This window comes from Shewanella zhangzhouensis, from assembly GCF_019457615.1.
In the GTDB taxonomy this organism is placed as follows: domain Bacteria; phylum Pseudomonadota; class Gammaproteobacteria; order Enterobacterales; family Shewanellaceae; genus Shewanella; species Shewanella zhangzhouensis.
The window spans coordinates 1171091-1191399 of sequence record NZ_CP080414.1 but is presented as its reverse complement, the minus strand read 5'-3'; the positions used below and the strand labels follow the sequence as shown (position 1 = coordinate 1191399).

Below are 20309 nucleotides of genomic sequence, written 5' to 3'. Positions count from 1 at the left end.
GGCCGGCATAGCTCAGTTGGTAGAGCAACTGACTTGTAATCAGTAGGTCCCGAGTTCGACTCTTGGTGCCGGCACCATAAAAAGTTTAAAGCCACTCTTTGAGTGGCTTTTTTCATTTTGGTATTCCCAATTCACTCCCATTACATTTATAACATTAAAATCAGATACTTAAACTCAGGCGCTTTTCAGTTCCAGGGGAAAACTCACCCATAAAAAAGGAGGCCTTAGCCTCCTTTTAACCCAAAAGATTTTAGATACTCAGCTATTAATTCCAGCTGCGCATCTTATGCCCTTTCACCGCATAGAAGAGGATAAACAGGTAGCATGGCAGGCCAACCCAGTAACCGAGCTGAGTATCCCCGCTGAAGTGAGCCACCTTGCCAAAGAGCAGCGGCAGAATAGCGCCACCGGAAATGCCCATGATCAGCAGCGCCGAGCCCTGGGCGGTGAATTTGCCCAGCCCATCCAGTGCCAAAGGCCAAACCGCTGGCCACACCAGCGCGTGGGCCATCCCCATCATGGCCACAAATACCACTGAGTTTGGCACCAGAGGTACGCCCATCCATCCCCATAGGGCTGAGGCCAGGGCGGTGCTTTCGGTAGAGCCGAATACGGCACCGAGTACACACAGACCACCGGCAATAGCGGAGGCAAGCAACGCCTTTTCCTGGCTGATAAAGCGAGGAATACAGAGCACACCTATGGCATAACCAATCACCATAAACACCATGGTATAAGAGGTTAGCGATGCGAAGTTCGCTACGCCCAGGGACTGACCGTACAGACCAATGGTGTCACCGGCAATGACCTCAATCCCCACATAGGCAAAGAGCGCGATGGCGCCCAGAATAACCTGAGGGAACTGGGTGATACTGCCCTTCTCACCTTCGGCGGATTCGGTTTCTTCAAACTCGATTTCCGGCAGACCTGAGAACTTTACCAGCGCAATCAGTGCAAGCAGCGCCACTGCCATATAGATGTAAGGCATCACCAGGCGGCTTGAGAGCTCGGTTATCTGTACCGTACGTTCGGCTTCGCTCAGGGCAGACAGGTGGGCTTCATCGAAGTTTTCAAGCCCGGAGAGAACCAGTGCAGTAAACAGCAGGGGTACCACTACACCGGCAAGCTTGTTGATGATCCCCATGATGGAGATACGCATAGCGGCACTCTCTTTCGGACCGATATGCACCACATAAGGGTTGGATGCCGTTTGCAGGATAGTCAGGCCGGTACCCAGAATAAACAGGGCGCCCAAAAACAGCAGGAAGTTGGCGCTGTAAGCGGCAGGAATAAATGCCAGACTACCCACAACCATGATGGCCAAACCAATGGCCATTCCATTGCGGTAACCGGTACGGCGCAAGATGGACGACATGGGCAAGGCCATTACCGTGTAGGCTATGTAGAAGGCAAAAGTGACAAACAGTGCCTGAAACTCGTTCAGCTCACAGATAACCTTCAGAAAAGGGATCAGTGAACCATTCAGCCAGGTCACAAATCCAAAGATGAAGAAGAGTATGCCGATAATGGTCATCGGCAGTACGCTGCTTCTGCGGCTCACCTGAGCCTCGCTCGCAACTGTCATGTTCATATGCCTGCTTCTTTGTAATCGTTTGTTATCAAGATCAGGTTAAGCCCAATCCCATCCATCCAACGGCACTTGTTATATCACCCCACCATTGTGCCAAGCTGGTGTGGTTTTTCGCCTCATGTTTCACCGATGTTAAAACACAAAGCCCAAAAAGACAACGCTGTCATTTTATTAAAAAGCTTCTAACAGGGTCACCTGAAGCGCCCCTGAGCGCCGCAGGCTACCAGTTCTGACTTAAATCCGGATGAATATGCCTTTACGGTACATCCAATAAAGCAGTGCCCACTGCACCACCAAAAAGCCGATGGCTGCCGCCAGTGCCTGAGCTGGCATGGGTAACGCATTGATAAGCCCACCAAAGAGACTCTTACTGAGGTAATCCCAGTTCATCAGGCTGGATGCCAGATAAATAATGATGGAGTTAACCCCAATCACCACAAAAGGGAATGCCAGTCGTTTGGCACCGAGCAAATCCACCAGCACATAAAAGAAGGCGAGGAACAGCAAGCTCCAGCCGGTGGTCACCAGTACAAAGCTTGAGGTCCACAAATCTTTGTTGACCGGCAGCACACTATCGAGGCCCCAGCCAAGCACCAGTGCCAACACCCCTGCCCCGGCCAATATGCCCGCTTTGGCCCAGTCGCCTTTGGCGTGGGGTTTCACAATAAAGCGCCCCACAAACACGCCTATCAGCGCATTCACTATGGCTGGCAGGGTGGAGAGAATGCCTTCAGGATCGTACGGACGATTTTGATAGGTGATCCCCGGCAGAAAATGGGTATCTACCCAGGCATTGATGGAACCGGCGGGTGTCAGCCAGCCAGCCTGACCACCGGGAACTGGCAGCCACAACTGAATAGCAGCGTATCCAAATAAAATAGCCACGGCGGCCACTATCTGAGTACGCAGGCTGGTATGCCACACCAAAAGCGCAGCAAAAAACCAGGCAAATGCAATGCGTCCCAGCACACTGGCATAACGTACTTCGTCTGGATGTGCCGGAATGCCAGTGCCCCAGCCGTGGTTATAGAGTACGCCCAGGGCCAGCAGCAAAAGCAAGCGCTTAACCGCGTGGCGATAAATCGGATTGCGCTCGGCAGGCGGCAGTTTATCGAGCCGCTTGGGCGACAACCCCAATGCCACGCCGGAGAGGAAAATAAACAGCGGGAAAATCAAATCGTAAAAAGTAAAACCATGCCACTGACTGTGGTGCATCTGGGCATCGGCGAGCTGCCAGAAAGACCATCCAGAGAGGGCAAAAAGCGCAATAAACAGCTTCTCGCCCCCCAAGATCCAGAACATGTCAAAGCCCCTCAGGGCATCCAGTGACATCAGCCTCGGCTTGTCGGCCTTGGTCTGTGTTGCTTGCATCGTTCTATCCTTTATTTTTGTTATGTTTTTAAGTGTTTCAGTTTTTTACAGATAAAAACAGGCCCCGGAGGAGCTGACTCTACCAGGGCCGGTGTTTGTTGTGGTTGGCTCACAGGCCAAACACCTGCTTGCCGCCAATCCAGGTACCACGGCAACGGCCGTTATCATCGAGCAGTACCATATCGGCTTGCTTACCGACAGCCAGGGTCCCCAGCCTGTTGTCGATGCCAAGGAACGCGGCGGGATAGAGTGACGCCATGCGAATGGCTTCGGCCTGCGGCAACCCCAACATATCGACAGTATTTTGCACCGCACCGGCCATATCCAGCACACAGCCGGCCAGCTCGCCGGTCAGGGCATTGAGCTTGTCGCCCTGACGCACCACCTGGATACCAAACAGGTCGAAGCTGGTGCTCTCATCCATACCCACAGGCGGCATGGCATCGGTCACCAGCATCACCTTACCGCGGGGCTTGGCTTTGATGGCAATACGGGCCGCCGCTGAATGCACGTGGTGACCATCAACAATCAAACCACACCAGGCATCATCGCTGTCGATGGCGGCGCCAACCACGCCCGGCTCACGGGAAGTAAGCGCCGACATGGCATTATAAAGGTGGGTAAAACCGGTAGCACCGGCTTCAAGCGCCGCGACAGTGGTGGCGTAATCAGCATTGGAGTGGCCCAAACAGACCTTAACCCCGACTTCCACCAAAGCTCGGATCACCTCGGGTGACACATTCTCTGGAGCCAGGGTTACAACCTTCAGTCCCAGATCCTGACGGGCAAAAATCTCCAGCTCGCGATCGCCGATGCGGCGAATGTGAGACTCGGGATGCACACCTTTTTTGGGTACCGACAGGTGCGGCCCCTCAAAGTGCACCCCAAGCACACCGGTGGAGCCTTTGGCGATAGCCGCTGCAGCAGCATCGGCAGCGCGGGCCATGATATCGACCCCATCGGTGATGAGCGTCGGCAAATACCCTGTGGTACCAAAGCGGGCATGGGCAGCGCCAATGGCTTCAATAGCGGCCACAGTTGGGGTGTCATTAAAGAGCACACCGCCCCCACCATTGACCTGCACATCGATAAAACCAGGCACCAGGGTGCCCTGCAATTTCACCTCGGCGCTGCCAGCTACGGTGTCGAGGGCCAGCACCTGGCCATCTTCCACAGTCACAGGCACATTGTGGTGAAACTGCTCGCCATCAAACAGGCGCTCGGCGATAAGGGTCGTTTTCATGCGCGCTCCGGGCAATAAATTACAGGGTCTGGGTAACCTTTTTCAGGCCTGCAGGTGCATCCGGGTCAATGCCACGGGCAACGGCTACGGCGGCCACATCAATGTAGAAGCGTTGCAGCAGTGCAAGTGGCGCCACCCGTGGGTGGATGTCGGTGGAGGTTTGGTTCAGGTGAACCAAATCGGCACCGCGGCTGCTGACGTTCTCAATCTGCTCGATATGGCTGGCATATGACTCATCGCCCACGCACACGTCCACAATGGTCAGCTTCTTCTCAACCAGGGTCACAGGACCATGGAGGAACTCGGCGCTGGAGAAGGCTTCTGCGTGAATAGAGCACACTTCTTTAAGCTTCAAAGCAATCTCTTTGGAGACGGCATAGCCAAGGCCACGGCCCAGTACCACCAGGTTACGCACGGCGCCAATGCCTTCGGCAGTGAGCTGAGGCTCAGCGTTTACTGCGGCGTCCAGCGCAGCAGGCATGGTATCAACGGCCTTGGCCAGCGACTCACTCTGGGTCCAGGCAGCTGCCAGTTGAATCAGAGCAGACAGAGTGCAAAGATAGCTCTTGGTGGCAGCAACGGCCTTTTCTTCACCGGCACGCAGCGGCAGCACAACATCCACGATATCTTTGATAGGCGCAGATTCATCGTTCACCAAGGCCACACAGAAGGCTCCGGCGTTTTTGGCCATACGGGCCTGGGCAAGGATATCAGGGCTGCGACCGGACTGGGAAATCACAATCACCAGCGCGCCTTCGAGTTTCAACGACTTCCCGTACACGCTGGCAACTGAAGGAGCGGCGGCAAAGGTAGGCACGCCTGTTTCGATTTCAAACAGATATTTACCGAATACACCGGCGTGATCTGAGCTGCCACGACCCACAATCATCACGAAGCGGGGGTTTAGCTCTCTCAGCTTTGCGCCGAGCTCGGCCGTGATCTGAGCGTTGGCAGCCAGCTGGGCCGCGATTTTGGCGGGAGCCGTACGGGCTTCCTGCTCCATGATGGTATTGGTCATCTGTGTCACCTTAAGTCTCGCAATTATGAATAACGTCGGCCGCCTCAGGCAGCCGTTTGTTTGTTATGTTGCTGAATGGCGAATAGCACTGCGCCCATTTCTGGTGCCGCCAGGGAAGGCTCCAGACGCGCAACCACGTCTGCATCGAGCCATTTTTGCAGCGGCTCGGCCAGCCCGCCAATCATGGAAAAGCGTGCAGGAGTCAGGGTAAAGAGCTTGCGTGCCATCTCACTGATGTAGGCCGCGCCCTCACGCAGTATGGCCTCGGCAACCTTATCCCCCTCATCGGCGGCAGCCAGCACCTCTCGGGCGAGGGTGGCGTAGCAGCTGGACGAGCGCCCGGCCAGGTTCTCAACAATGCCCAGGGCATCTGATACACCGAGATTGGCAAAGAGGCGTTCGGTCAACGCGGTTGGCTCAGCAAAACCATCGAGCTGCAATAGCACATGTTCAGCGGCTCTGAGCCCAAGCCAGGCGCCACTGCCTTTGTCGCCAAGGGCAAAACCATGGCCACCCAGGCTCAGACTGTCATCACCCACATGGACATAACCACAAGAGCCGGTTCCCGTAATGATCACGGCGCCGTCTCCGCCCTGATGGGCACCTATGCACGCGGTATGTAGATCAGAGGTCACATACATGGACTTGAAGGGATGCTGCCAAGCCTGCACATCGGCAAGCAGGCGCGGCACATTGACACCCGCAAGGCCGAGACCGGCCACCAGCGAACCTGCATCACTGAGGCTGAAGCCCGCATCTTTGAGCGCCAACTCGGTAGAAGCCAAAATCGACTCAAAGGTCTGCTCCAGACCAAACAAAGGGTTGGCTCGCCCGGCAACACCTGTGCCCAGCACGTCGAGTTTGTGGTTGTACAGGGTTGCTCGGCACTTACTGCCACCGCCATCTATACCCAGATACAACTGCCCTTCCAGGGTCTGGTCAAATGCCATGACTTTCCTCTTTGCACATTTGGATTTGGCCTGGAACCCTTGCCCACGACCTATGCATTTTCTAAGTTAACCTCATGTTACAGCAAAAATGACAGCGTTGTCATTTAAATTTTAAACTTGAACAAAAATCAACGTTCATGCCCGGAAACACTGGTCTGAGCGGAGAAAAAGAGGCCTGATTTTTCACTTTGAAATCAGGCCTCTTTTGTTATGTCTCGGTTATTTCACGTTCAAGGTTCTGCCCTTACGCTTACCGTCTGCTGCAATGCCTCGCACTTCAATCGGCAGCCTGGTCACGGCAACCGGCCCAAAATAGGTGGCCCACTCGCCACCGGCCTCGCGGTATTCGATGCCAAGGCCCGGGAAGGCGATATTGGCCGACAGCTTGCCATCTTCAATCCGGGCGCCAACTGTGGGTACACGGTAATGCACACCGGCCAAATCCAGCTTGGCCAGCTCTTTATGACCAAGGGTGTTGGCCATCTGCTGCCAATCGGCGGCCTGCAGCGCGCGGGCTTCGGCGCTGAAGCTGCCACTGCTCTGGTTATAGAGCGCGCCTTCGTGGTTGTAGGGCACTTCCCAACCCGGCTTGTGCCAGGCACGCTCCGCCAGCATCAGCAGGCGCGGGAAAATCATGTACTGGGCCTGCTCGTCACTGCGAATGGTCTCGCTCCACAATTGGCCCTGCACGCCATAAAAGGCCTTACCAGGCTGCATAGGCTCGCTGATAACCTTGCCAGCCTCATCCAGCTGTTTTGTGTCGTCGGCTTCGAAGGGGTTGTTCTCGATATCCAGCCACTGCTCGGCATTGGCCGGCAGGTTACCCGGCATAAAACCGAAAACCTTCTGGCTGTTGGTGGCGCGGCTCGCCCAGTAGTAGCCATGCTCCTTCGGGTCGGCCTCGTACGGGAAATCGAAATACAGCACCTCAGGGTTAGACAGTACGACTTCCCAACCGAGGTTAGCCTGCTTGTGGGCACGCTGATGACCCTTGTGAGCGACCACATCCCAGATGTTGCTCTGGTTCATGGCAGGCATTTTTTCCGGGCGGGTGTGACTCATGCCATCACTCCAACCAGCGGGCTCAATGCCCTTGTCGTTCAGCATGTTGGCCACCCGCTCGATAAAGTAAGCACCCAGCTCACTCTTGTCGGTCACGCCCTTGTCGTTATTGGCAATAAAGGCCTCACACTTGGGCGACTCGAGCCAGGCACCGGCAGTTTCATCGGCGCCGATGTGATAACGGGTCAGCGGCTGACCAGCTTCTTTGTGGAGCTTGGCAATTTCATCAATCACCTTTTCAACAAAGTGGTACGTCGACTCAATACACACGTTGAGGGTGTTGTCGTCGTAGTACTGAATAGAGCTGTAAACCGTCTTATCTTCCGGGTCGATAAGGCGATATTCTTCAGCGCCCTTGATATCGCCCACCTCGGCGAGACGACGATACCTGGCTTCCATGGCTTTGACCGCAGCGCGGCTGTGGCCTGGCATATCCATCGACGGTATCACCTGAATTTGTCTGGCGGAGGCGTATTTCAGGATCTCAATATAGTCAGCCTTGCTGTAGAAACCATTGACCTTCACATCGGCGTCCGGACCACTGCCAAGCTGCGGCAGCAGACAGGCGTCCTCAGCAAGGTCATGACAACGTTTGCTGCCAATCTCAGTCAGCTCCGGCAGACCATCAATCTCAAGGCGCCAGCCCTCATCATCGCCCATGTGCAGGTGCAACTTGTTGAGCTTATAGGCCGCCATCTGGTCAAGCAGGCTCAGCATAAACTCTTTGGAGTGGAAGTTACGGGACACATCCACGTGCATGCCGCGAAAGCCGTATCTTGGCGCATCTGTGATGGTTTGAGCGCTGATAACCGGCTTACCTGGCTGCACAAGCGCTGCCAGAGACGACAGGCCATAGGCAAAGCCGGCATCGGTGGCGGCTTTAATCTCGGCGCCCTCTGGGCGAATAAGGAGCTTATAAGCTTCTGCACCAAGTGAGTCATCACTTACCAGCTTGAGCTTGGCACCGTTCGCAGCCTCCTCAATACCGAGGCGGGCAAGACGTGCCAGCGCAGCATCGATGGCGGCTTTATCCAGTCCCTGTGGCAGTTCAACGGCAATACCACCGGACAAGTCCAGCGTACCAAGGTCCGCTTCCAAGGTTTGCGACAAAGGCGCAGGCACTATGCGCTGTGCCGCTGCGGCAGGGTCAGCTGCAAGCGACTGATTGGCCCCGAACAGCACTGGCGCCGTTGCCCACGGCAGTTTGTCATTGTCGGTACGACGATACTGCTTGTCGGCATCGGTAAAGGCTTCAACGTAGGGGCGCAGCTCAAGGCCGGTTTCGGCTTCGATGGCGAGCCTGGTGCTGGCAATTACCACAGGCTTAAGTCCTGGCGCGGTAATGTAATAATTGGGCATGGCATCGGTTTCAGACAGCTGCCACAGCTCACCGCGAAACGCCAGGGTCTGACTCTGGTTGGCCTTGAATCCGCCGAAATGTTCGGTTGGTTTGATGCGGTGCAAATCGCCTTTTACATGCTCAATCACAAAGTCTGTGCTTTGCACCGACTGCACCGGGCGCATCTGGCTGTAATAGATTTCAAAATCGCGGCCGTCGAAGTCGATGGGCGACGTCAGCACAATTTCGGCCTGAAAGCAGCGGCCTTCACCTGCGTCTTTTTTGCACTGTTCATCGGGTCTGTTGGTGATCACCCGATATTTCACGTCCAGCCCATCGGCGAAGGCCTGCAAACTGGCCTGACTAAGCACCGAAGGCTCGGCGGCAACGGCAGCGGGCTCGACCGGGGCTTGTGAGCACCCACTGACACCGAGGGCGAGAAGAATCGCAGATGCGGCTAAGGAAAATTTCATTGTTGTCCTCATTTTTCCTGTTTTTCAGGGCTACAACCTGAATGAGTTTACAAGTGCCCGCAATCTTTCCCCCTGTTGGAACAGGCGCTCACCGGACTGCGCCAACGAGGCGCTGTCTGCTGAGGCCGAACCTGAGATGCCGGCGAGATCGTTCAAACTTCTGGAAATATTTTCAGTGACGCTGGTTTGCTCTGATGCAGCATGGGCCACTTCGGTATTCATCGCGTTGATATTGGAAACCAGGCGGGTCACGCTGGCAAGCATGGATTTGATTTCCTCGGCCTGCGACAACGACTTATCCGACAGCTGCTGACTGGCGCCCATCACGGTAACCGTATCATTCACCCGGGTTTGCACCTGCTGGATCATCTTTTGAATTTCGCCGGTGGCTTGCTGGGTACGGCTTGCCAGGGTGCGCACTTCATCGGCTACCACTGCAAAGCCCCTGCCCTGCTCTCCCGCCCGGGCGGCTTCAATGGCGGCATTCAGCGCCAGCAGATTGGTCTGCTCGGCAATGCTGTTAATGACCACCACCACTTCATCAATCTTTTGCGTTTCCTGCTGCAGCTGCTGCACCGATACCGCGCAGCGACTGAGCTCGTCCACCAGCTGCCGGGTCAGTCCCAGACTCTGGTCAAAGCGGCGCTGGCTCTCATCCACCTGAGCATCGGCTTCGGCCGCGGCTTCGGAGGTGCGCAGGGCATTGCCAGCCACCTCGGCGGCACTGGCCGACAGCTGGCTTACCGCAGTCACCGCGGCTTCGGTCTCCTGACGCTGCTCCTGCACCCTCAGATTGTTGGCGCCGCTCAGGCTTCCCAGGGTTCCCGCCCCTTCGATTAGCTGGGCAGCGGTTTCCTGCACCTTGGTTACAGTGGCATGAATTTGTTCAATAAAGGCATTAAAAGCCGATGCCAGACGGCCAATCTCATCCTGACTTTCCACCGGCAGCCGCCGGGTCAGGTCGCCATCACCGCTGGCAACATCCTCCATCGCCGATACCACGTGGGCCAACGGAGTAATCACTAACTTTTTGAGAATAATGACGATGACCACCATAGACAGCAGCAAAATCAGTGCCCCCTGGGCCAGCAGCCCAAGGAGCAGTGCGCTGAGCCGCGCCTCGATGGGCGCCCGGGTAAAGGTCACGTCCATCTTGCCGGTGGGTTTGCCGTTGTCGCTGAAGCTGATGCTCTTTTGCTCAAGCCCGTCATCTTCGGCGGTATTACTGCCAACACTGGCCATGGGCTTACCGCGATGGTCGAACACCTTGAGCGCTGCAATTTGCTCCTGCTCCAGCGTGACCGACAAAATCGCTTCTATCTGTTCGAAATCATAGGTAAACACCGGCTGAGCCATGGTCACTTCCAGGCTGGCGAGGGTGTCTTTTTCATATTCGGCAAAGGCCTGTTCAAGCTTTTGCTTTTCAAACAAAAAAGTCGCGCCAAACAGCAGCACCATCAAGCCTGACAGCGCCACCGCCAGGCCTATCTGCACCTTGAGAGCCAGATTATTATTCATTTCACCCCCTCCATACTGAACAGATCGAGCCATAACTCAGGCCGGTTTACCGGCGTCTGCGGGCTCAAATCCGGCGTATTCAAGCGGATGATGACCCGTTCATTGAATTTGGCGATTCGATAGAGCTCGTCGATTTTGAGCTCTTTATTGAACATGCGATCGAAACTGCCATCGGCAATCATGGCCTCAAGGCCAAGGTTCAAATCCTCGGCCAGCGCCTGACGTTTGGGGGAAACAAAGAAGTACGCAGGACTGCGGTATTGCAATAAGACCCGGCTGTCGACTTTCAGCGCCGGATCAGGATGTTTGGCCAGCTCATCCCAGATTTCCTGAGCGCCCAGCGCCAGATAATCGAAGCGACCGCCTTCGAGCATGGGGTAAAGGTTTTTGTATTTGTAACTGGTAATCAGCGGCAAACCGTTGGATTCGATAATGGTAGCGTCGGGCCAGTAACGGTTTTGACCTGCCCGAAAAGCACTGAAATCCTGTTTGTTTTTAACGTTGGCAAAACGGCCCTGATCCGCATCACGGATGATAAGCAGCCGGTTGCCCAGCAGCCCTTTGAACAAGGGCACCCTGATGGGTAATACGGTACGTTCGAGTTCGGCTGAGGTCATGCTCCAAAAGATATCAATGTTGCCCTCAAGCGCCTCTTCAACTTTGCGCTTTTGGTTCATCTCGGAGCTAAGTTGGGAAATCTGATAGTCAGTGCCCGAACGCTTCAGCGCCTCGGTAAGCAGAGTGAACTGCCAACTGTTGGGAATGGTAGTGACAAGAGATGCGTCGGCGGCTTGGCACGGCAAGGCGCCGGCAAGGGAGACCGAAATAAACAGTGCGTAAAACCAGGACCTTGTTTGCATTGTGCAGCCCTCTTTTATGGCTTTCGCCATGGGGGTTGTCGTTGTTTTAGTACCGCCAATACCCGGGCTTTACAGTCAATCACCCAAAAAAAAGCTGGGCACTGCGTACAGCACCCAGCCAACCATAGTTTCTGGGGAGAGACTATTTAAGATTAAATACAAGCGTATAGCCGCCCGACAGATATACGCTTGCCAATAAACATGAAACAGGAGACCTCATCCCTTTCATGCAGACCTTACAAGACAACAGAGTCACACAAGCAAATGACAACGCTGTCATCAACTACATTACACAATGCGACTCAGGATTTCTACAATTTTTTGACATTTTTTCGGCGTCGATACGGTAGGCAACACTGCCGCTATTTTTCAGTGCAATTCAGAGTCTTTGATAAAAAGACGGGCACTGTATATCAAACCAAAGTCGTGTGTGAGGCTTAGCAGGGAAAAACGAACAGAAGATGCTTTGTTATGTCGATGAAGTATGTACGCAAGTAATTGATATGAATAGCACCGTTGGATTGCTACCAGCCCGGGACTCCCTGCTGATACAAGGGCACTGTCTCGCCGCCGAGCCAATCACATAAAAGCCCTTTTCCGCAAATTGGCCGGATTTTAACGATGTAACCATTGAACTGCCGATTAGGTGCCCCCATGTCTTTAATAGCGGTGATAGGTACTGGTGCCATGAAGAGCCGTTACAGTGACTCGTTTGGGTAAGGAATTAACTTCCCAGCACTGTCATCAGGTAGCGCTTTAACCAGAACCGAGTGCGAAAGATGCCATGATACCTCCTGTGCCCTACTCTCTGTGCCGGAAGGCTACTGGTAATAAGGGGTTAACTGGCGACTTGTCATACTGAATATTTGAGCGCGCCACATCCCGGATGATGCAACCACACACCACGGTTAACCATGTGGTGACATATTGCAAAACCATTGATAACATCGGGCCTTCGGTGTCCGGTAGCATCAGCTTCAACGGCCCCTCTGTGATGTACAGATATGGCCTGGACCCTAGATTTATAAATAAAGGATAATAACAAATGACTGCGCAGTACGTTCCTCTCAATAATACCGCTCACAAAAACCTGAAAGTTAAGCAAGCCCTTGAACTTGCTGAATTTGAAAAGCATCACATGCTGCCCTTGGTTGTTCAGGAATTTATGCCCGCAGCCACCAGTTTCCCTATCATTTTTGCCAAAAACACCGACAGCGGTGAGTATCAGCCAGTGGCTGTGACCTCTCTGAAGCCAGAGAGCAACAAATTTATCAAAGATGGTAAATGGACCCAGCGCTATGTGCCTATGCAGCTGCGCGTTGCGCCTTTCATCGCTGGCCCTGATGAAACTCAGGAAAAATTGCTGATTGGTATCAATCAAAACAGCACCCTGCTGAGCGAAGAAGAAGGCGTGGCGCTGTTTAATGAAAACGGTGAACAAACTGAATTCCTGCAAGACCGCGTGAAATTTATCGGCCAGCTGTTCGACTTCCGCGAGTTGACCAAGCAGTTTGTAAAGACCCTGACTGACCATGACTTGCTGCAGCCTAAAACACTGACCGTGAATGGCAAGGACGGCGAGAAAGCCAACTACGACGGCATCTATATGGTGGATGAGAAGAAGCTGCACGAGCTGAGCGATGAAGCCAAGCTTGAACTGTTCAACAAGGGCGCTCTGTCAGCCATTTATGCTCACCTGGCATCACTGAATCAAATCGACCTGGTTATGGGTGAATAAGCTCAAAAGGGATAAAGAAAAGCCGGGTTTCCCCGGCTTTTTTATTTAACGTACATAGTCTGAAGAACGCATCATAAAGGCTATGATGCCCTTGCCATGGCCGCCTTCAAGCCAGCGAGCCACTTCCCGTGCTCCATCAAAATCTCCTCCGCCCTTGCAGCCAGGGTATCGTTACTCTCCAATAGCTGCCTGCTCTGCTCTATTTCCCTCGGGTCAAGCGCCTTGATACGGCTTGAAAAGCCCATCCCATAGAGCACATACAGGAAGTTTTTATCATCGAATAAATCAAAACGGGTGAAAAAGTCCGATTGTTGAGGGGGTCTTACGGCAAACTTCGCCAGTCGTGACTTGAGGGTTTCGGACCAAGTGTTGGGATCGCGATTGGCCGCCCAAAAGCCGGTATCATCCCTGTCTGAGAGACAGTAATGCAGCTTGATAAAATCGATGACTCTTTCCCAAACGTAAGTAATGACATCATTATAGTAAGGGCTAAGCGCCTCAATATCAGAGGTTTCCCTGGGGAAGTTTTTGGCCAGCAGTTCTGCAGAAAAGTCCGTCACCAATATCGAGGTGGCTTCCAGGGGTTCGACAAAGCCCTGAGCAAGCCCCAGGGTGGCGCAGTTTTTGGCCCAAAACTTCTCCCGATAGCCAATCTTCATCGGGATCTTTCTGGGCGATATTTCGCTCTCGTCCATGCCAAGGTATTGGGCGAAGGTGGTAACGGCCTCTTCATCGCTCATGTACTGGCTGCAATACACAAAACCGGTACCCCGTCGGGTGGTAAGAGGGATATCCCAAATCCAACCCGCCTTATGGGCCGTCGCCTTGGTATAGGGGGACAGCGCCTCACCGCTCTTCAATGGCACCTGTTGTACTATCACTGAGTCGGTCAGCAATTCTTTGCTTTTATCAACAAAGGGAACCTTTAATACTTTGTCCAGAAGCACTGAGTGGAAACCGCTGCAATCGACATAAAAATCGAATGCCAGGTTGCCAACTTCTTTGGTATTCAGACTGGCAATGGCGCCTTCATCATCCAGTGTTGCACCCGTGACTGTGGCACTCAGATACTTGACCCCAAAGCGCTCCCTGGCATTCTTCGCGAGCAAGGTGGCAAACTTCAGCGCATTGAAATGATAAGCGTAAGCCAGTTCGCCCTGATATTCGGGAGCACTGATACGTTTGGGAGCCAGGTTTTTTTCACAAATCCGGGCCTGTATGCCCACATCATCAAAGGGACGCTTATCCTTTTGGGTCAGCCAGTAATTGCTGATGTCCATGCCGCCGGGATAGGGAGAGTCGAAAGGATGGTAATAGTGGTTATCGCCGTGACGTTCGGGGTCGAGCCAATTGACGAACTTAATCCCCTGTTTGAAGGTGGTGTCACAGTTTGCCAGCAGCTCGGCTTCTGATATGCCAAAGCGTTTGAGCCCTTTCATGATGTAGGGCACTGTGCCCTCCCCCACACCAATGGTTGGGATCTCCGGCGATTCAATAAGGGTGATCTCAACTTCCTTATCGGCGCACAGCTCCGACCCCAAATGATTGGCGGCCAGCCAGCCAGCAGTTCCGCCACCCAGGATAGCAATTTTTGTTATTTTCATTTGCAGACCTGTCCTTCAATAAAAAAACCCAGCCGAGACTGGGTTTTTTATTACACATTTATCTTAGAAGTTGAAGCTTGCGCCCAGCTTATAAGTGGTTTCACCTTTAAATGACCAGGTTGGGTAGCCATCCTGCAGGGCAGGCTTAACGGCAGTACCCACACCGGCAGCACCGTACTGAACGTCATCTTCTGCAGTCAGGTTGATGAGCTCAAGACGCAGTGCGATGTTCTCGGTCACGTTCCATCCCAGAGTCACGTCCAGAGTACCGAAGTCATCGTGCATGCGGTTACCGTAGTATTTGCCGTATTCACGCACCATGTACTCACTGCGCCAGTTGTAGGCTGCACGGGCTGAGAAGGTATCATTTTCCCAGTAACCAACGAGGTTGGTGGTGTGCTTGGATGCTTCAGTGAATACGCCGATGTTGTCGGTGTACACTTCTGCTGGGGCAGTGCCATCGGTGAAGGTATAGTTGGCGTTGATACCAAAGCCGTTATCCCAGGCGTGGTTCAACTGCAGTTCGATACCGTCAATGGAGCCACCACCGGCGTTCATGTAGCTGTCAACAATCCAGCTGTCCGCAGGTACTTCGAGGTCATTGTTGATTACACCAATCGCCTTGGTTTCCGGGGCAGTTGCCACGATAAAGTTGCTGATATCCTTGATGAAGTAGGTAGCAGCAAACAGGTTGCCATCGCCATAGTAGTACTCGATGCTGACATCAGCCTGAGACGACTTCATTGGCTCCAGACCTGGGTTACCGTAGGTGATTTGTTCGTTGCCACGACGGTCATCAGGATAGCCAGATGAAGTGGACAGGAACAGGTTGTCGTAGTTTGGACGGGTGATAGCCTGACCGGCAGCCAAACGCAGGATAAGGTCATCAGCAAGGTCGAATGCCACGTTTACACTTGGCAGTACATCGTGATAGCTGTCGCTGACGCTGTGAACTTCTTCGCTCCAACCGGCGTTGATGCCCAGGTTATCAGCCGGAGAGTTATCGATGACGTGGCCGCTTGAAGTCACGTCGGATTGGATATAACGCAGACCGAAGTTACCGCGGAAACCTTCACCCTCGAAAGAGAACATACCGTACAGAGACAGGTTTTCTTCATCGATTTTGCCGTAGGCTGGGCGGCTGTAGACAAACTCATCAACCAGAGACACGGTTGCATCTATCATGGCATCCAGATTGGCTTTTGGAATGGTCCATTCGTCATAGCCCAACTTCATGGTGCCGCTGTAAAGATCGGTGCTGTTGAACACGTTTGGCAAGCTGCCATACACGGCACGATACTCTTTCTTCTCGAAGGTGTGCTCGGTATAACGGATACCAGTTTCAAACTTGTTGATAGCGCCCAAGTCCAGGTCGAAGTCCAGGTCGACCTGAACATAAGACTCTTCGTCGGTGTTCGGGCCCTGGATACCGGTCCACTGGGAAGTGCCCACTGTGGTGTCCAGATTGTCGATGCCGAAGCTCATGTCACGGCCATTGATATCAATTTGCTTACCGGTGGCATCAACCACACCGGCCCATTTGATATCTTTAAACTTATCGCCCCACCAGCCATAACCGAAGTTTGCACTCATCTGAGTACCACCTTCCGCCTTGGTCTTACCGGCTACGGCAGCAATGGCATAACCGTCGCCATCGTATTCCATGTTCAGTTCGAAGGTGTCTGAAGTCATTTCACCCTTGCGCGCCCAGTTCTGGAAGAACACGTCTGATGGGTCGCTTTCCGGGGTATCGCTGTAAGTACATACACCAGCATCGTTAAACTGCTGGCAGTGTGAATCACCGGCACCCCAGTTGGTATCGGTGTTGATGTACATGTTGGCGCCGATGCTGTCCGCGCCCAGTTTCAGCGACAGGATGTGGGCACCGAACTCCAGATTGTCAGTAGGACGATATTGCAAAGTAGCATCAAGGGCGGTGCGCTCCTGGCTTTGCAGGAAGCTTGAAGGCTGGATGGAAGAACGGCCACCCCAGTCGAGATCCGCTTCGGTACCAACACGCAGATATTCACGGTCTACGTATGCACCGGAAACCAGAATACCGAAGGTTTCGGCTTCGTTTTTCCAGCTGTAAAGGCCCGAGACCTCAGGAGCCCACTCTTCATTGATTGAACCGTACTCACCCTTTACTGAGCCAAAAATCGAGTTGGCTTCCATATCCAGTGGCTTACGGGTTTTAACAATAACAGTACCACCGATACCACCTTCAACGAGGTTGGCTTGGGTGGTTTTGTACACTTCCATACCGCCGATCAGTTCTGCCGGCAGCATAGAGTAGTTGAATGAACGGTCGATGTTCATCTGATCGTACCAACCGGTCGAGGCCACGTTTTGGCCATTCAGGGTGGTGAGCGTCATCAGAGGATCAGTACCACGGATAGACACTGAACTACCCTGGCCAAAAGCACGACCTACGGTCACACCTGGTACACGGCCAAGTGCTTGACCCACGTCAGAATCAGGGAGTTTACCAATATCTTCGGCAGTAACGGCATCAACTACGGCGTTGGAAAAACGCTTTTCATTGATGTTGGCTTTGTTGGACGCGCGGATACCGCGCACTTCAATTTTTTCAATATTTGCAGTATCAACCGGAGCTTCGGCAGCCACTGCACCTACTGATACCGCACCACCGAGGAGGATTGCGATATTGGTAGCGAGGACACTCTTTTTAAAGGTAGATGGTCGCATCTCGTTTCCCTTCCATATTATTTTTTATGTTTTTGCATCCATAACCATTCCCGAAGGAATGACAACGCTGTCATGTCTAGCGCAAACATTACACAATAATTAACAGCGTTACCACAACAAAATAACTGGGAGTTGAAAAAAAGTGTGTCGCTATCAAGGCTGCAGCGAATTCGTAAAACAAAAGATCTTTTGTTAACAGTATGTTGCATTAAATGCTTTTGGCGTACAGGCGTATCCTGCCATGCCTTGGATAACATCCTCAGGGAAAAGGCGATTGCCAATCAGGACAAAAATCCGCACTATACGTGAAATATTCTCAACCGATACAAGTGCAATATTTGGTATTCCAAACGCCAGTCTTCTGCCAGTTCCCATCCAAATAGAGCCAATAATAGATTGAATTACTGAGTGTTTAGATGAAAGTCACAATTAATGACGTTGCCAAATACGCCGGCGTGTCTATCAAGACAGTTTCCCGGGTTACCAACAACGAGCCCTCGGTAAAACAGGCAACCATAGACAAGGTAAATGAGGCCATCAAGGCACTTAATTATCAGCCCAATCTGGCTGCGCGCAACCTCGCTGGCACCAAGTCTTATGTTATCGGTTTTATCTACGATAATCCCAACGCCTACTACATCATCGATATGCAAAACGGCATTTTGTCGGCATGTCGTGACAAGGGTTATGAACTCCTGATCCACCCCTGCGATGCAACCGCCGCCAGTATCTGCGAAGAGTTAACTGCCTTGGTAAAGCACGCCAGACTGGCAGGACTGGTACTGACTCCGCCCCTGTCAGAAGACCCCAAAATATTGGCGGCGCTGGATAGCATTGATGCCCATTACGTACGCATCATTGCCGGAGACAAAACCAAAGAAAGTTGTGGCTTGACAGTATTGGTAAATGACAGGCACGGCGCAGTGTCTATTACCCAACATCTAATTGATTTGGGGCATAAACATATCGCTTTCATCAGCGGTGATGAGCAGCACGAATCGACCAAAGAGCGCTTTGCCGGCTTTTGCGACGCCCTCTCGCTCAACAACATTGCCTTGAATCCGGCGTTTGTTGTTGACGGGCAGTATTCGTTCGAATCGGGTGTTGAAGGGGCTAAACGCCTGCTTTCAATGACACCAAGACCAACAGCCATCGTCGCGTGTAACGATGAAATAGCGGCCGGCGCCTTGTTTGCTGCGCGTTTGCAGGGGGTTGATATTCCTCGCGATATCTCAATCGTCGGCTTCGAAGACAGCCCGTTTTCACGCCAAACATGGCCCAAACTGACCACTGTTCATCAACCGAATCAAAAAATAGCGCAGGTCGCCACAGAGCTACTCATTGCCAATCGTAAAGAGCAGCGCCTCGACACTGCCAGGGTATTTACCCCAGAGCCAGTCGTCCGCGACTCCAGCAGCAACCCGCTTTAAACAGTCCAGGCTCAATGCAACTTAAGCTTGGGCCGCTGCCATCTGAGCAGCTTTTGCGCCAGGCGATACACCAACGCTGAAAACCAGCCAAATAAACTGGAAAGATGGCGATGATAGAGGGAGAGGTACATAAAGCGAGCCACGTGTCCCTCAATGAAAAAGTCGCCTCGCCTTAAATTTCCCATCAGATTACCCACAGCCGAAAAACGGCTGAGTGACACAAGAGAGCCGTAATCGCGATATTCGAACGGCGCTTCGGCCTGCCCTGCGAGGCGGTTGAGGATATTGTGGTACAGGGTGTCAGCCATTTGCGACGCCGCCTGTGCTCTGGGAGGCACCGGCTTCCCATCAGCCAATATCAGCTGTGCACAGTCACCCAAGGCATAAATATCTGTGTGCCCTTTAACCCGCATGCAGGCATCCACTTCAACCTGGTTTCTGGGGGTTATGGGTAACTTGCTCAGGTCTGAAAACACATTCGGGCCCTTAACTCCTGCGGCCCAAACCCTGATATCAGCCCTGATAAGGTTACCGTCCTGGGTGGTGAATCCTTCTTTGGTTACTTCCTTTACCTGTACGCCCAGATGTAAGTGAATGCCGATTTTATCGAGGACAGCCTGCGCACGCCCACTGACCCTGTCAGGTAGCTGTGGCAAAATTTTGGGTGCGGCTTCGATAAGATGAATGTCCAGGTGCTGCTTGGAAATATTCTGATAGCCAAATTCTCTGACGGATTCGACAACGTGATGAAGTTCAGCGGCAAGCTCAACTCCCGTCGCTCCGGCACCAACAATACCTATACTCAAGCGCGACTGGGTTTCATCGAGCAACATTAGACCATCGAGTAATTGTCCGTGAAATTGTTCTGCATTTTGCAGACTATCGAGAAAAATACAGTGAGACTCGGCGCCAGGGGTATTGAAACTGTTGGACACACCGCCAAGGGCGAGCACCAGATAGTCATACTCTATGGTGCGGGGGCCCATCAGCAGTTCTTGCTGTTCATTATAAAGCGCTGACAATTGGATGGTTTTTGCATCCGGGTCCAGAGCTTCAAGCGACCCGCGCTGATAGCGATAGCCATTTTTTAACCCGTGATCACGGTAGAGCAGCCCCTCAAACGATTTATCTATGGCCCCCACAGCCACTTCGTGCAGCTTAGGTTTCCAGATATGAATTGGACTTCTATCGACGAGCAAAATGTCGGCTTTGCTTTTCAGCCCGAGCTTTCTCCCCAATTTTGAGGCCAACGCAAGCCCACCCGCACCACCGCCTACTATGACTATTCGCTTTGTGCCCACAGCTATACTCCGTAGTACATTCCTTTTTGCTTTTATATCACAGTGATATAGCGAAACAAGCTAACATTAACCACATGGAATAAGATGCGTTTTAAAAAATCA

Annotated in this window: 13 protein-coding genes and 1 tRNA gene; 3 read left to right on the top strand and 11 right to left on the bottom strand. The window is 52.9% G+C overall.

Annotated features, from left to right (window positions below):
• The first annotated feature begins 1 nt into the window (after nucleotide 1).
• A tRNA-Thr gene (locus K0H63_RS05150) sits at nucleotides 2-77 on the top strand.
• Nucleotides 78-265: 188 nt separating this feature from the next.
• Here the strand turns inward: K0H63_RS05150 and K0H63_RS05145 are convergent.
• The 8 genes from K0H63_RS05145 to K0H63_RS05110 form a co-directional block, all read right to left on the bottom strand.
• The gene (locus K0H63_RS05145) at nucleotides 266-1591 is read right to left on the bottom strand and encodes a sugar MFS transporter (RefSeq protein ID WP_434086746.1); all 1326 of its coding nucleotides are present in this window, start codon (nucleotides 1589-1591) and stop codon (nucleotides 266-268) included.
• Between the two features lie 234 nt (nucleotides 1592-1825).
• Nucleotides 1826-2962 carry a transmembrane glucosamine N-acetyltransferase NagX gene (gene nagX, locus K0H63_RS05140; protein WP_220067016.1) on the bottom strand — a complete coding sequence of 379 codons (1137 nt, stop codon included), beginning with the start codon at nucleotides 2960-2962 and terminating at the stop codon, nucleotides 1826-1828.
• 109 nt (nucleotides 2963-3071) lie between these two features.
• On the bottom strand, nucleotides 3072-4205 hold the full coding sequence (gene nagA, locus K0H63_RS05135; protein ID WP_220067015.1) for an N-acetylglucosamine-6-phosphate deacetylase: 1134 nt from the start codon (nucleotides 4203-4205) through the stop codon (nucleotides 3072-3074).
• A 19-nt stretch (nucleotides 4206-4224) separates the two neighbouring features.
• A complete protein-coding gene (gene nagB-II, locus K0H63_RS05130) occupies nucleotides 4225-5223 on the bottom strand; it encodes a glucosamine-6-phosphate deaminase NagB-II (RefSeq protein WP_220067014.1) in 999 nt (332 codons plus the stop codon).
• A 44-nt stretch (nucleotides 5224-5267) separates the two neighbouring features.
• Nucleotides 5268-6173, bottom strand: coding sequence for an N-acetylglucosamine kinase (gene nagK / locus K0H63_RS05125; RefSeq protein ID WP_220067013.1), 906 nt, complete (start codon nucleotides 6171-6173; stop codon nucleotides 5268-5270).
• Nucleotides 6174-6392: 219 nt separating this feature from the next.
• Entirely contained in the window at nucleotides 6393-9047 is a 2655-nt protein-coding gene (locus K0H63_RS05120; RefSeq protein ID WP_220067012.1) for a beta-N-acetylhexosaminidase, read from the bottom strand.
• Nucleotides 9048-9077: 30 nt separating this feature from the next.
• Entirely contained in the window at nucleotides 9078-10565 is a 1488-nt protein-coding gene (locus K0H63_RS05115; protein WP_220067011.1) for a methyl-accepting chemotaxis protein, read from the bottom strand.
• Nucleotides 10562-11425 carry a substrate-binding periplasmic protein gene (locus tag K0H63_RS05110; protein WP_220067010.1) on the bottom strand — a complete coding sequence of 288 codons (864 nt, stop codon included), beginning with the start codon at nucleotides 11423-11425 and terminating at the stop codon, nucleotides 10562-10564. Before K0H63_RS05110 ends, K0H63_RS05115 begins: the two co-directional genes overlap by 4 nt.
• 1045 nt (nucleotides 11426-12470) lie before the next feature.
• Here K0H63_RS05110 and K0H63_RS05105 point away from each other — a divergent pair.
• Nucleotides 12471-13163 carry a SapC family protein gene (locus K0H63_RS05105; RefSeq protein WP_203326277.1) on the top strand — a complete coding sequence of 231 codons (693 nt, stop codon included), beginning with the start codon at nucleotides 12471-12473 and terminating at the stop codon, nucleotides 13161-13163.
• Nucleotides 13164-13243: 80 nt separating this feature from the next.
• On the opposite strand, the gene K0H63_RS05100 is transcribed toward K0H63_RS05105, so the two are convergent.
• Together K0H63_RS05100 and K0H63_RS05095 are read right to left on the bottom strand one after the other, a co-directional pair.
• Nucleotides 13244-14767, bottom strand: a complete 1524-nt coding sequence (locus K0H63_RS05100; protein WP_220067009.1) for a tryptophan halogenase family protein — start codon at nucleotides 14765-14767, stop codon at nucleotides 13244-13246.
• Between the two features lie 63 nt (nucleotides 14768-14830).
• A complete protein-coding gene (locus tag K0H63_RS05095) occupies nucleotides 14831-17476 on the bottom strand; it encodes a TonB-dependent receptor (RefSeq protein WP_220067008.1) in 2646 nt (881 codons plus the stop codon).
• A gap of 416 nt (nucleotides 17477-17892) precedes the next feature.
• Here K0H63_RS05095 and K0H63_RS05090 point away from each other — a divergent pair, with 416 nt between their 5' ends.
• Nucleotides 17893-18906 carry a LacI family DNA-binding transcriptional regulator gene (locus K0H63_RS05090; protein ID WP_220067007.1) on the top strand — a complete coding sequence of 338 codons (1014 nt, stop codon included), beginning with the start codon at nucleotides 17893-17895 and terminating at the stop codon, nucleotides 18904-18906.
• A gap of 11 nt (nucleotides 18907-18917) precedes the next feature.
• On the opposite strand, the gene K0H63_RS05085 is transcribed toward K0H63_RS05090, so the two are convergent.
• Nucleotides 18918-20207: an NAD(P)/FAD-dependent oxidoreductase gene (locus tag K0H63_RS05085; protein ID WP_220067006.1), complete on the bottom strand. Its 1290-nt coding sequence runs from the start codon at nucleotides 20205-20207 to the stop codon at nucleotides 18918-18920.
• Between the last annotated feature and the right edge of the window lie 102 nt (nucleotides 20208-20309).